This is a genomic window from Pontibacillus yanchengensis (assembly GCF_009856295.1).
GTDB classification, from domain to species: domain Bacteria; phylum Bacillota; class Bacilli; order Bacillales; family BH030062; genus Pontibacillus; species Pontibacillus yanchengensis_A.
Genome location: NZ_WMEU01000001.1, coordinates 1,206,245 through 1,219,769 on the forward strand (window position 1 = coordinate 1,206,245; position 13,525 = coordinate 1,219,769).

The following is a 13,525-nucleotide window of genomic DNA, read 5'->3' on the forward strand; positions in this document are numbered from 1 at the left end:
GGTACACTAGACTTTTGTTATATGATTCGAAAAAACTACATCCACCGTCACTATTAATCAACCTTTTTTCACAAGGAGCCTTCCTATGGATAAACAGAACCAAAAATCATTAACCTTATTTTCTCTAACCTGGCCTATCTTTATTGAGATATTATTACATATGCTGATGGGGAATGCAGATACTCTAATGCTAAGTCAGTACGACGATAGTGCTGTTGCAGCAGTAGGTGTATCCAATCAAATTCTTTCGGTCGTAATTGTCATGTTTGGTTTTGTTGCGACAGGGGCTGGTATTCTTGTTGCTCAAAACCTAGGAGCTGATAACCATAAAAATGCCGGTGAGATAGCTGTAAGCTCCATCAGCTTAAACTTGTGGTTCTCTCTCATCTTGAGTGTTGGCCTATACCTTTTTTCAGAGCTTATTCTTAATATTATGGAGCTACCATCTGAGTTAATGGGTAATGCCACTATTTATATGAATATCGTAGGAGGGCTCATCTTTGTCCAAGCATTGATTATGACTGCTGGTGCTATTCTTCGAAACTATGGCTTCACGAAAGACGCAATGTACGTCACCATTGGAATGAATATAATAAATGTGATTGGAAATTACATCTTTATTTTTGGTCCATTTGGGTTACCAGTATTAGGTGTTCAAGGTGTTGCGATTGCAACAGCTACTAGTCGTTTTCTCGGCTTTTTAGTGTTAGCAGTACTCCTTATAAAACGGAGTGAGGTTGAATTACCATTTGCTTCATTTTTTCGCTACCAAAAGAGTCATCTAAAGGGGCTGCTACGAATCGGAATCCCCTCTGCAGGTGAACAGCTTTCCTACAATGCCAGTCAAATGGCAATTACATACTTTATTACACAGCTAGGTACTACAGCCATTACAACCAAAGTGTACGTGCAGAATATCTCCATGTTCATTTTCTTAGCTGCCATTGCAATTGGACAAGGGACACAAATCTTGATTGGTCATTACATTGGAGCTGAAAAAGTACAAGAAGCATATAAGCGTTGCTTCAACAGTACGAAAATTGCCATGTCCATATCTGTGTTGATGGCAGTCATCGTTTATCTTTTCAGTGACACACTACTTGGGATTTTCACCGATAACCAGGACATTATAGAAAGTGGTTCATTCTTACTGATGCTTACCATCCTTCTTGAACCAGGTAGAGCTACGAACTTGGTCGTCATTAATTCGTTAAGAGGTGCAGGTGATGTGACCTTCCCTGTTGTGATTGGTATTATTTCCATGTGGGGCATAAGCGTATCATTCGCATGGTTCTTTGGATTGGTAGTCGGACTTGGGTTATCTGGTATATGGATTGGTTTTATAGTAGATGAATGGTTAAGAGGTATAATTATGATATTTCGTTGGCGAGGCAAAGCTTGGGTTCGGAAGGCTTTTGTATAAGTTTTGGAGTAGTTCATTTACTTATTTATAACCCCTAATGAGAAACTGGCCACAATCAGAAATGCAGTATAAAAACACTATTGTAACTTTAACTTTATATAATCGTAAGGAATGATATAGGGGGGGAATTAGATGGATACAAAAAAACTCCATTTTTTAATTGCTTTTATATCGTATACCATAACAATTTTACATTTTATTTTAGTAGACTATACCAATGAAAAGTTACTATCAGGCATAACCTTTTATTCGATAGCTACCGTTTTATACGTTGGTTTTGTCTACTTATTTTTCAAAACTGATATTAATAAGAAATTAGTTATTTGGGGGCTACTTTTCATTGGGATTATTTCCATTATTCTAGCTCTTGTGGCAGCCTAACATTTTTGTGTTAATCGAGGATGTAGATGCAAACACAAATAAAGGCTTAGAGATAATAGATATCTACTAAGCCTTTTAAAAAGCGATTTAATAAGGGAATAGCCTTGTAAATATGCTTTTAGATATTTTTGTATATGATTTAGTATTTTGCACATTTCATATAACTCTTTAGAAAACCACATGCATTATCATCATATATTAACCGCTTCTCCTGTTTTAGCAGATTTATAGAGAGCTTCCATTATTGCTTGTAGGATAACTCCTTCCCTTGCTGTGCTCAAGGGCTGTTTGCCATGAAGAATACTTTCGATAAAATGATGAACTTGATGTTTATATACATCGCGTTCTTCTAAATAAGCTGGAGTACTATCTAGTAGGATATCGTGCTTTTCCTGGTATATCTTTAGCGGAAATAGATCCGCTCCTCCCTGATCTCCCATTAGAGTTACATTCTTTGAACTTATTTCTTCCACGTTTGCAGCAAATGTCGATTCAAATGTTAGCGACGCCCCATTAGTAAACGTGATCATCCCTCTTGCCATATCTTCTACAGAAAAGTTTTCGTAATCCCATTCTCCTAATACGCCTACTCCTGGACGATTTCCTATTTTTTGATACGTTGCACCGAGTACCGTTTTAGGCTCCGGATAACCCATCAGATATAAGACTGTGTCCAACATATGTACACCGTTATCGATTAATGTGCCTCCACCTTGTAACTCTTGATTGGTAAACACACCCCATCCCGGAATACCGCGCCTTCGATTATAGTGAGCTCGAGAAGCATAGATTTCGCCTAACTCACCAGCATCGATGAACTTCTTTAACGTTTCAACTTCTGGTGAATAGCGAAAATGAAAACCATACGTTAACACTTTGCCTGATTTTTCTGCTTCTTGTACCATTGCTTCTGCTTCTTTTTTAGATATAGCTGGTGGTTTTTCACATAATACATGACATCCTGCTTGAAGAGAGGCAATCGCTTGTTCGGCATGAAATTTATTAGGAGTACAGATACTCACAGCGTCTAAATTCATTTCTTCTAGCATGGACTGATAATCCTCATAGGCATTTGGTATCGAGAAAGTTTCCGCGCATTGTACAGCCTTCTCCTTATTATGATTCGCAACTGCAACGACCTGAATGTCATCCTTATAATTTTGGTAGTTTGGAATATGAGCATTCCTGGCAATTCCACCTGCACCAATAATTCCTATTCTTAATTGCTCACTCATTGAATCACTCCTTTTTACTATCTTCTCACTATATTCTTGGCACCTACAACCAATTTCCTTTATAGTCTTGTATGTAAGTTTTAAGATTTGTTGGCTGATGCCCTGTTACCTCCTTAATATCATGCTTAATTCCTTTAGCCAAACCTAGTTTCGTTGGAAAATGAATACCTGCAACAACATTAACAAAGGATTCATCCACATCTTTGTCTATCATAAATTCCTTGAATTCTTTAGCATTCGGATTTGTATAATGAATATGTTTATCTAAAACTTCTGTCATTACTTCTGCTACTTCATAAAAATCAAGTGCCTCGCTCCCCGTTAAAGTGTAGGTTCGATTGGCGTGTTTCTTTGAATCTGAGAAGCATATAGCTGCAACTTCAGCAATGTCACGTGCATCTACAAAACTTGTTTTTCCTTTCCCTGCAGGAACGAAGATTCGATTTCGTTGAATAATTTCATCTTTTAAAAAATCATTCAAATTTTGCATAAAATACCCTGCCCGCAAAAAAGTGTACGGTAAATTATGCTTTTTAATCAATTTTTCATTTTTGTAGTGATGAATGAACGGCATAAATTGAACGTCTTTAATAGATAAATAGACGATATGCTGGATCCCCTTCTTCTTCGCTTTTGACAGGAAGGTGTCAAATTGAATGTTATCTCCCGGAGGATACATCAGAAATAGTTTATTCACTCCCTCCAGTGATTCTTCAAACGTATCAGGATTAGAAAAATCTAGGGATGTAAAACGATACTCGTCTCCATACTGCTGTTTAGCTTTTGCTATATTTCTCACAGCGCATTTTAAAGGAATTCCCTTTTCCTTCACTTGCTGAGCTACCTCAAATCCGCCCTTTCCGTTAAACCCCGTTACTAACGTTTGCATCACGCATCTCTCCTTCCTTTTATGTTTATTATACTCTGACTTCACATGTAAACCTATCGTCCGAGTGGCTAACCGTCATTATTAGTACACTGCTCATACCCCTAACTTCAGGCTCTGCGTTCAGAATCTCGTTCATAAGAAAGGTGCTTTGCCCATTACTCAGCAAAGCACCTATAATAATTAAAGAAAGACTCATTTCTTTTATATCTAACTCTAGCGCCTCCCCCTCTTGAATGGTAGGGTTAAGCAAAACGCTTACGGCTTTATTCCATTAAACATCTATTTCAACTTTATAATATTCCATCCAATAATTGATTTGACCTAAGTGAGCTAGCAGCTGCGGTCCAGTCATCAGTTGGCCGAACCACGGTGCTGAAATTGCTTTTCCTTCGCTATCAACTAGTTCTTTTATTTTTTCTTTATCAAAAAGTTCAAATAGTGGTGCATTATGATCAGCTAGAACCTTCTCCATCCAGGTTACGACTGCTTTTGTGTAGGCTGGATTATGTGTTTTAGGATATGGACTTTTCTTTCGATATAGCACATCATGAGGTAATAGCCCTTCTAATGCCTTTCGTAAAATTCCCTTCTCCCGATTTTCGTAACGTTTCATTTCCCAAGGAATATTCCATACATACTCTACTAGACGGTGATCGCTGAATGGCACACGAACTTCTAAACTCGCCCCCATACTCATGCGGTCTTTTCGATCAAGTAGGGTGGTCATAAACCATTGCTGATTCAAATAAAACATTTGGCGTCGTTGTGCCTCTTCCTTGGTATCCCCTTCAAACGTTGGTGTTTCTCGTATCGTATCCTGGTAACGTCCCATCATGTAATCATGTAAATCAAGTTTTGATTTCCATTCCGAGGCTAAAATATCATGACGAACTTCTGAAGAACGTATCCACGGAAACCCTTCTCTTGCTAGCTCCTCTTCTCTATAGAACCAAGGATATCCCCCGAAAATTTCATCCGCACATTCTCCGGATAATGCAACGGTAACGTCCTTTTTTATTTCTCGACAAAACCATAAAAGAGATGAATCCACATCCGCCATTCCAGGTAAGTCACGCATTCGAACAGCTTCTTCTAACATATTCGCTAATTGTTCATTATTCATGACACAATTATGATGATTCGTTCCATGTGTATCTGTCATGAGCTGAATATAAGATTCATCGCTATTGGGTTGGAATGTACTAGATTTAAAGTATTTGGCATTATCTTCGTAATTGATGGAAAACGTGGCTAATGGATCTTTTCCCTGTTGCTTCATATGTTCAGCTGCAACAGCTGTAATCGCACTTGAATCAACGCCTCCTGACAAAAATGTTCCAATGGGCACATCAGATATCAGCTGTCTTTTCACAGCATCTTCAAAAAGGAATCTTATGTTCTCAGCGGTTTTCTCAACATTATCCTTATGTTCATGGCTCTCTACGTTCCAATAACGAGATTGTTTTAATCCGTCACGGCTGTATCTAGCCACATAACCTGGTCGAAGTTCTTTAATGCCTTTAAAGACACCATGGCCAGGAGTTCTAGAGGGACCGAGTGCCAGAATTTCGCTAACACCCTCTCTGTCTAGAACCGGATTGACATCAGGATGGGCAAGTAACGCTTTTAATTCCGAACCAAACAACAGTCCCCCAGCATTTTCGGTATAAAATAATGGCTTTACGCCGAGTCGGTCGCGCGCCAAAAATAATGACTCTGACTGACCATCCCATATCGCGAACGCAAATATCCCATTCAAATGGTCTACGCATTTTTCTTTCCACTCCATGTAGCTCTTAAGAAGCACTTCTGTATCAGAGTGAGATTGAAACTTCCACCCTCTTTGAAGCAGTTCCTTACGAATATCCTCCGTATTATAAAGCTCTCCATTATAGCAAATCGTAAAGGCATGTGATCCTGATTGGAACGTCATGGGTTGGCGTCCTCCGTCGGGATCGACTACAATTAAACGCTGATGTCCAAATGCTACATGAGATTTAATCCATGAATTTGCTTCATCAGGTCCCCGAAAATTTAGTGTTTTCGCCATATTTTCAACTACGTTCGTATAGTTGGTAAGGTCTTTTTTATAATTTACCCAGCCGCTGATGCCACACATACGCCTATCATCCTTTCTATGCTGTAGCTGTCATTGTTCATACATCCTCCATTCATACATATGCCCAGATAAAAAAAGATGTGAAAAAAATAAAGTCCCCCATTGACATTGAAAACGATTCTCATTATCATTATATATGTAAGATTGTTGCCAACAATAGCTAAATTTATTTACCCCCCCCCCAAATATAAAAAGACATCGATCTCAGGCGCTAACCTAGATCGATGTCTTTTTATCATGTGTTTCTTTAATTTACGGTAAAATTCCGAATGGTAGACGACCAAAACCAAGAACTAGTGCTAGAACAATAGCAATCCAGAACTGAATCCAGCCACTTCTTGTCCCATGTTGCTTGTTAGAACGAATTAATATCATTTCCATTGCGTAAATAACCCATAATCCTGAGATTACTTTCACAATTAATTCGATCATATAACCGCTAGTATCTCCACCGAAGTATCCTCCTAATAGAGAACCGCCTGAATAAAGAATTAATAAGTAATCTAAACGTAGAACCATGTGAGTGATTTTGCCTTGTTTTTGTTTGCCAAAACGGTAAAACCATGTGGATAGTCCAAGTAAGACTAACGCTAGAACCCACGATGTGATATGTAAGTGTGTTGTCATATATTTCTCCTCCTTTACCTACATTTTACCAAGGTCATCATACCAAAAAAAGCACCTAAATGCGAATGTTTACTCTTTCCTCCTACTACTCAATGAAATATTCCCTGCCTAACTTTTATACAAACAAATTAGTAGAATTGTTAATCTTATTTCATGTAAAAAAACAAAAAATTCTGTAAACCTGTTATAATATCACTATTGGTGTCATTTTATTATCAATGGAGGGATACAATGGTACGCACAAGTGAAGAAATCATTGAACAAACACAAGAATTCGGAGCAAAAAACTATCACCCGCTTCCTGTCGTTATTTCAAAGGCGGAGGGTGTTTGGGTAGAAGACCCTGAGGGCAACCGTTTCATGGATATGCTAAGCGCATATTCCGCTGTGAATCAGGGCCATCGTCATCCTAAAATTATCGATGCTCTAAACAAACAAGCAGAACGAGTAACACTAACATCACGCGCATTCCACAACGATCAGCTAGGTCCGTGGTATGAGAAAATATGTAAACTAACCAACAAAGAAATGGCACTACCAATGAATACAGGAGCAGAGGCTGTAGAAACGGCCATCAAGACTGCTCGACTATGGGGATATAATGTAAAAGGTGTTCCAGAAGGCAAAGCAGAAATCATTGCTTGTGATGGAAACTTCCATGGACGTACAATGACAGCTGTCTCATTATCTGATGATGAAGAAGAAAAACGCGCTTTTGGACCAGCTCTACCAGGTCTCAAAACCATCCCTTATGGCGATGTAGAAGCATTGAAAGAAGCTATCACTGAGAATACAGTTGGATTCATCTTTGAACCAATCCAAGGTGAAGCAGGTATTAACATCCCACCAGAAGGATTTCTAAAGGAAGCTTTTGATGTATGTAAGGAGAACAACGTCCTTTACATTGCTGACGAAATTCAAGCAGGTCTAGGTCGAAGTGGTAAGATGTTCGCATGTGACTGGGAGAATGTATCTCCTGATATCCTTATCCTAGGAAAAGCACTTGGCGGCGGGGTATTCCCAATCTCTTGTGTTGTTGCCAACAAAGATATCTTAGGCGTATTCACACCTGGGTCACACGGCTCTACATTCGGTGGTAATCCACTAGCATGTGCCGTATCTGTCGCTTCCCTAGAAGTTATTGAGGAAGAAAAACTACCTTCACGCTCATTAGAGCTAGGTCAATACATGAAAGCAGAATTGGAAAAAATCAATAATCCAATCATTAAAGAAGTTCGAGGCAAAGGCTTATTCGTCGGTGTTGAATTAACCGAGCCTGCTCGTAAATATTGTGAGCAATTGAAGCAACGCGGGGTACTTTGTAAAGAAACACACGAAACGGTCATCCGCTTCGCTCCCCCACTTGTTATCAAACAAGAAGACCTTGATTGGGCTATTGAAAAAATCAAAGAGGTTCTTGAAGCGTAAACATAAAAAGAAAGATCAAATCCACTTTGGGTTTGATCTTTTTTTTATTGGTTGGTTATGTAGGATAAGAGGCATAATCTTGAAGACTTGAAGTTGAGATAATTTTGGTAATCCCGAAGGAGGGATGTTTCCGTAGATTTAGTTAGAATAAAGGTGGTGGGACTATATGTTTCATGCTTTACAGAACAACCAAGATATCTTTTAATAAAATGTGTTTTGTCACAAAAAGATATGTATTTGCCTAACGAAGAACGTATATCATTTGTGTACACCCACAACAAATGGCGATGTTTCCGTTAAACCAAACGAATGCAAAGATGGGCCTGGAAATGGCGAGACTCCCGCGGAAAAACGGATGTGTCGAGACCCCACAGGGCCGCATTTTGGCCCGAGGAGACGAATCAATCCAGATGAAGTTCGACTCAAACCGTCACATCGTGTGACAACGTCGAACGACCCTACATCCTGTAGGGCCGCAGGAAAGCGAGCTATTTCCAGGCCCATCTTTTCTCTAAATAATACAACGGAAACATTTCTCTTACCCAGATTATCTCGAACTCAAGTCTTCAAGATAATGGGGCTTTACTGGAATAAAAATTCAAAACCAGAAGTAGGAACCTTTTCTAGAATCCATTACAATTGACAATCCATAACCTACCGTATATACTAATCATCGCAAAATAGTATGTGTAGCAACTAAATAGTTGGAGGTCGTTGATTTGAATTTAGGTTTTCAAGATTATATCAGTATTAAGCTCCACAAAACAGACTTAAATCTCACTAATGAAATTAAATCCAGACTAGAACCATACAACCTAGCTCCTGAACAAAACTTAATTATGATGCTACTTTGGGAAGAGGATGGATTAACCCAGAACCAGTTAGCCCAAAAACTGAACAAAGATAAAACAAATGTAGCTAGAATGGCTTCTAATCTTGAAAAAAAAGGGTTCATTACAAGAAGTCTTTATGAAGAAGATCGTCGTTCTCTCAAATTATACCTTACCGAAAATGGTAAACAATTAGGAGACGAGGTTATACCGATTGCGGAACAATTTAATGACGTCGTATGTGATGGTATATCCAATGACGAACTCATGGAACTTGAAAGAATCCTTAACAAGATGAATAAGAATGTTGACCAACACAAATAGACATTCTTATCGTTATTATAGTTGCTACAACAACTTTTTTGCACTTCAAGTTGCTATAACAACTAACTTACGATATATGGAGGAATAAATCATGACAAAAGTTTTATTTATCAAAGCAAATTCCCGCCCCATCGAGCAATCTGTAAGCGTTAAGCTTTATCATACGTTTTTAGAGCAATATAAAGAAGCTCATCCTGATCATCAAATAGAACAATTAGATTTATTTGAGGAGAACTTACCTTATTACGATACAGACAAAATTAATGGTATGTTCAAGCTTTCAAAAGGGATGGAGCTAACCCCATCTGAAAAAGAAGCCACTGAAGTAGTTAATGGGTATCTAAATCAATTCCTTGAAGCAGATAAAGTGGTATTTGCTTTCCCATTATGGAATTTCACGATCCCTGCCGTGCTTCATACCTATTTTGATTACTTGGCTCAAGCTGGAAAGACCTTCTATTACACAGAAGAAGGACCTGTGGGATTATTACCAGATAAAAAAGTCTTACTCTTGAACGCAAGAGGCGGCGTTTATTCAGAAGGATCGGCTCAGTCAGCTGAAATGGCCGTAAACTATGTAGAAAATATTCTTCGCTTCTGGGGCGTTGAAGATATTACAACGGTAGTGGTGGAAGGCCACAATCAATACCCTCACAAAGCAGAAGCAATTGTTGAAGATGGATTAGAAAAAGCTTCTATGGCTGCAACAACTTTTTAAAAGTAATCAGGAAAGCTCAGAGTTATCTGAGCTTTTTTCTATTATTGCTTTTCCTTCTCCATAAGTGATACTCGATAAGGATTTACTTCACCAGTCATAACGCCTTCCTCAACAAAAGGATCACTTTCCATAACCCTGTTAACCATACCCTCCGATTCAGCACGAAAGACGACTATTCCAAATGCACCATCCAGGCAAGGGCCTGCCTTAATCAAGTTTCCTTCAGATAACATTCCGTTTAGATATTTAAAGTGTCGATCCATAATTTAAATCTCCCTTCTAATAAACTACTTTAGTTACATTGTTTTCTAGAGTTAGTTCTATATTTATGTAAGAATCCCTTTTATCCTAGTTTTTTATTACCCATGTATATTTTCCTTTCTTTGAAGATGCAAAAAACGCATGTGATTTCTAGTACGAAACCACATGCGACATACGTTCTCGCTTATTTGATTAATAGATCCTCTTATTGAGAGGAAGGTCCAAATTTTCCTTGCTGGAAATCTTGAATTGTTTGCTTGATTTCTTCCATTGACCGCATCACAAATGGTCCATGTTGAACTATTTCTTCTTTGATTGGTACTCCAGAATAGACCAACACTCTTGTTCGACGACTCTTGGCATCTAGCTGGATTTCACTTGTTTTCGTTTCATTGCCATTCTCGTCATATGTTAATGTAGCTACTCCATGTTTTTTCAGATGAACCGGCTCCATTTCACCTATACCTACTTCTCCTGATAATACATAGAGAAACGCGTTATGATTTTCTGGTAACTGATGCGTGTAGGAGGCCCCTTCAATTAATGAAATCTCCGTGAGAGTAATTGGAACAAGTGACTCTAATGGTCCTTTTTCTCCAGCAATATCACCAGAATAGACTTTAACAGACCCACCATCGACCGTTACTTCTGGTACGTTTTCTAGATACACATTTTGATATTTCGTCTCTGTATTCCTTAAATGACTCGGTAAGTTCAACCACAACTGAAGCGTGTGAGCGATGTCATCCTCTACACCTTCTTCCGCATGTCTAGCAGCCCAGCCAGCATTCATATATTGCACATCACCTGGGTGGAGAACATCTTTTCCTCCCCCATTATCCACATGTTCCAGTCTTCCATCAATCACATACGTAATGGTTTGAAAGCCTCGATGAGGGTGATCAGAAAACGTGCCTCGCTTGAACCAATCCTCAGCCATTAAAATAAATGGATCAAACTCTCTCCAGCGATCTGCAGGCAAAACCCATCCTTTTTGGATAGCAGGAAAACGCTGTTCACTATACTCTACATACCAATGATCCTTTACACTTCGTTTCAAAGGTTCTTGGTTTTCATATTCTTGTGCCATGTTGATGTGTGTTCACTCCTTTAGTTACTAGGGATTAATTATTTTAACAATCAGAACAGTTTTTCATCCTACACGAATAACCTTTTTCCTACATTAGTTGTCACATCAACTATTTAAAGATAGTTGCTACACATACTAATTTACATTTGTAATTTTTACCTGTCAAAACATTCGCTTTTATTATACGAATCTATACCAATCATCTATCAAGCTATATTAAAAACTCGTATGTAAGACAATCTCCTGAATACATATAAAGTAAACATGTACGCAAAGGAGACTCTTATGAAAGCCCTTTTAAAGAAAGGCCTCATCATCTTATTTGGAAGCTCCCTTTTGGCGATTGGTATTAATTTTTTCTTAGCACCTTATCATGTATTAGATGGTGGGGTAATAGGAATTGGTTTAATCGCAAATTATTTATGGGGCATGGAAGCTGGACTAGCTATCATCATCTGTAGTATTCCGATCTTCACCCTCGCCTGGTTTCATTATCGGTATTACTTCTATAATAGTTTACATGGACTCTTGATCTCATCTCTATTTATTGATTTATTTAACGGATTAAGACTACATCACCTTGCATTAGATCCTGCACTTAGTTCCATGATTGGTGGGGTTTTTGTTGGTGGTGGTATCGGATTCATGCTTCGACATGGGACGAGCACAGGTGGGACGGACTTGCTAGCACAAATGATTGCAGATTTATTCAAAATCAATGTCGGTGCAGTCATTTTTGTCATCGATCTTGCAGTCATCTTACTAGGAGGATATCTCTTCTCCACTCAAACGCTTCTTCTCTCATCCATGACGATTTTGTGTGTAGCTGCGGTTACCATGCTCTGTACCTCGCATCCATCATTAGGTGAAGCAAAAAGCTAAAGAAATGGGTAAGCGCCCTGATAGCGACGTATGAGCTAGACTGAGCCGTAGGAGATAAAGGAAACACGGAAACATGAGTGATTCAATGTTGACTTATCGTACAGAGGCGAGGGAAGCACACTAGTCGCTGGGCGCTGGAGCTAGACACGTAAGCGCCAGAATTTATTCTTTCTTTTCAGCTAATAAAAGCCGCACTGAGTGATATCCCCCCTTGCGGCTCTTAAGATTATAATGCTTTCACATAGCCTCCATCGACCACTAACGTTTCACCGGTCACGTACGTATTGGCAAATGAAGCTAAATAAACAGCTGTCTTTGCAAATTCTTCTGGCTCACCATAACGCCCCATTGGAATCTGGGTTTCTGCTTCTGCCTTGACTTCTTCACTGGATAATCCTCTTCTTGTGGCTTGTTTTTTATCCAATTCTTCTACACGCTCTGTTCCAATTCTTCCTGGTCCAATCGTATTTACTAAAATATTATCTTTAGCGTACTCATTGGCAAGGCTTTTTGATAATCCTGCTATTCCTGTACGAAATGTGTTGGAAAGAATAAGCCCATCGATAGGTTGCTTTATGGAAGAGGAAGCTATATTCAAAATACGCCCTCCTCCTGCATCTTGCATTTGCGGAATTGCTAATCGAGATGCTCTAATAAAGCTAAGTAAGTTTAATTCAAATGCCTGCTGCCAATCTTCATCTTTGAATTGCATAAAAGAACCTGCAGGAGGTCCTCCAGCGTTATTGATTAGTACATCAACACCCCCTAGTTTATCAGAGGCCGCTTCAAACAATTCCTCTATTGCTTTTGCACTAGTTAGATCACATACATGTGTGTGTGGAGCTGATCCATCTCCGCCTACTTCTTGCTTTATTTCCTGTGCGGCTGAGAATAAATTTTCGGGATCTCGACTAGAGATGAGCACTTCCGCTCCCTCTTTTACAAATTCCGTTGCTATCGCCTTCCCTAATCCTTTACTAGCTGCTAACAAAATAACCCGCTTCCCTTGTAGTCCTAAATCCATCTAAAACCCTCCAATTGTAAAACCTAGTTTCATTGTACTGAAAACCACCTAGCAGAATCCAGTGGGACGAGGAACCTGTCCCTTCGTCCCAAAGCAAAAAAAGAGCCTTACGCATGATGCGTAAGGCCGTCTATTTTGTATAAGGGGAAAATCACTCAAAACTCAACTGCTTGTGTTCTTACAATAAACTAAAAACGTAAGGATGTACGCTAAAATAGAGGATGTCCTTCAAAAGGACAAGGTACGACGTGTCTAGGCAAGGTCTTATGTCAGAATAGAATGGTGAGGGAACTA

13 protein-coding genes are annotated in these 13,525 nt (G+C 39.0%); 6 read left to right on the plus strand and 7 right to left on the minus strand.

Annotated elements, in window-relative coordinates; genetic code table 11:
* Nucleotides 1-85: 85 nt before the first annotated feature.
* Both GLW08_RS05815 and GLW08_RS05820 read left to right on the plus strand, forming a co-directional pair.
* A complete protein-coding gene (locus tag GLW08_RS05815) occupies nt 86-1,423 on the plus strand; it encodes an MATE family efflux transporter (RefSeq protein ID WP_160847584.1) in 1,338 nt (445 codons plus the stop codon).
* Between the two features lie 132 nt (nt 1,424-1,555).
* On the plus strand, nt 1,556-1,804 hold the full coding sequence (locus tag GLW08_RS05820) for a hypothetical protein (protein ID WP_160847585.1): 249 nt from the start codon (nt 1,556-1,558) through the stop codon (nt 1,802-1,804).
* A gap of 191 nt (nt 1,805-1,995) precedes the next feature.
* Here the strand turns inward: GLW08_RS05820 and GLW08_RS05825 are convergent, their stop codons facing one another.
* The 4 genes from GLW08_RS05825 to GLW08_RS05840 all read right to left on the minus strand — a co-directional run bounded on the left by GLW08_RS05825 (nt 1,996) and on the right by GLW08_RS05840 (nt 6,674).
* Nucleotides 1,996-3,039, minus strand: coding sequence for a Gfo/Idh/MocA family protein (locus GLW08_RS05825; RefSeq protein WP_160847586.1), 1,044 nt, complete (start codon nt 3,037-3,039; stop codon nt 1,996-1,998).
* 43 nt (nt 3,040-3,082) lie between these two features.
* Nucleotides 3,083-3,928 (minus strand): SDR family oxidoreductase, encoded by an 846-nt coding sequence (locus GLW08_RS05830; protein WP_160847587.1) that lies wholly within the window; start codon nt 3,926-3,928, stop codon nt 3,083-3,085.
* Nucleotides 3,929-4,199: 271 nt separating this feature from the next.
* Complete coding sequence (asnB, locus tag GLW08_RS05835; RefSeq protein ID WP_160847588.1) at nt 4,200-6,047, minus strand: asparagine synthase (glutamine-hydrolyzing); 1,848 nt, start codon at nt 6,045-6,047, stop codon at nt 4,200-4,202.
* Nucleotides 6,048-6,299: 252 nt separating this feature from the next.
* On the minus strand, nt 6,300-6,674 hold the full coding sequence (locus GLW08_RS05840; RefSeq protein ID WP_160847589.1) for a YisL family protein: 375 nt from the start codon (nt 6,672-6,674) through the stop codon (nt 6,300-6,302).
* A gap of 231 nt (nt 6,675-6,905) precedes the next feature.
* Here GLW08_RS05840 and GLW08_RS05845 point away from each other — a divergent pair, with 231 nt between their 5' ends.
* From GLW08_RS05845 to GLW08_RS05855, 3 genes are all read left to right on the plus strand, one after another.
* On the plus strand, nt 6,906-8,102 hold the full coding sequence (locus GLW08_RS05845) for an ornithine--oxo-acid transaminase (RefSeq protein WP_160847590.1): 1,197 nt from the start codon (nt 6,906-6,908) through the stop codon (nt 8,100-8,102).
* 719 nt (nt 8,103-8,821) lie between these two features.
* Nucleotides 8,822-9,256, plus strand: coding sequence for a MarR family winged helix-turn-helix transcriptional regulator (locus GLW08_RS05850; RefSeq protein WP_160847591.1), 435 nt, complete (start codon nt 8,822-8,824; stop codon nt 9,254-9,256).
* 91 nt (nt 9,257-9,347) lie between these two features.
* On the plus strand, nt 9,348-9,974 hold the full coding sequence (locus tag GLW08_RS05855; RefSeq protein ID WP_160847592.1) for an FMN-dependent NADH-azoreductase: 627 nt from the start codon (nt 9,348-9,350) through the stop codon (nt 9,972-9,974).
* A 41-nt stretch (nt 9,975-10,015) separates the two neighbouring features.
* On the opposite strand, the gene GLW08_RS05860 is transcribed toward GLW08_RS05855, so the two are convergent.
* Together GLW08_RS05860 and GLW08_RS05865 are read right to left on the minus strand one after the other, a co-directional pair.
* Nucleotides 10,016-10,237, minus strand: a complete 222-nt coding sequence (locus GLW08_RS05860; RefSeq protein WP_160847593.1) for a YciI family protein — start codon at nt 10,235-10,237, stop codon at nt 10,016-10,018.
* Nucleotides 10,238-10,440: 203 nt separating this feature from the next.
* A complete protein-coding gene (locus GLW08_RS05865) occupies nt 10,441-11,325 on the minus strand; it encodes a pirin family protein (protein WP_160847594.1) in 885 nt (294 codons plus the stop codon).
* A 285-nt stretch (nt 11,326-11,610) separates the two neighbouring features.
* Between GLW08_RS05865 and GLW08_RS05870 the strand changes: the two genes are divergently transcribed.
* Complete coding sequence (locus GLW08_RS05870; RefSeq protein WP_160847595.1) at nt 11,611-12,207, plus strand: YitT family protein; 597 nt, start codon at nt 11,611-11,613, stop codon at nt 12,205-12,207.
* 226 nt (nt 12,208-12,433) lie between these two features.
* On the opposite strand, the gene GLW08_RS05875 is transcribed toward GLW08_RS05870, so the two are convergent.
* Nucleotides 12,434-13,231 (minus strand): SDR family oxidoreductase, encoded by a 798-nt coding sequence (locus GLW08_RS05875; RefSeq protein WP_160847596.1) that lies wholly within the window; start codon nt 13,229-13,231, stop codon nt 12,434-12,436.
* Between the last annotated feature and the right edge of the window lie 294 nt (nt 13,232-13,525).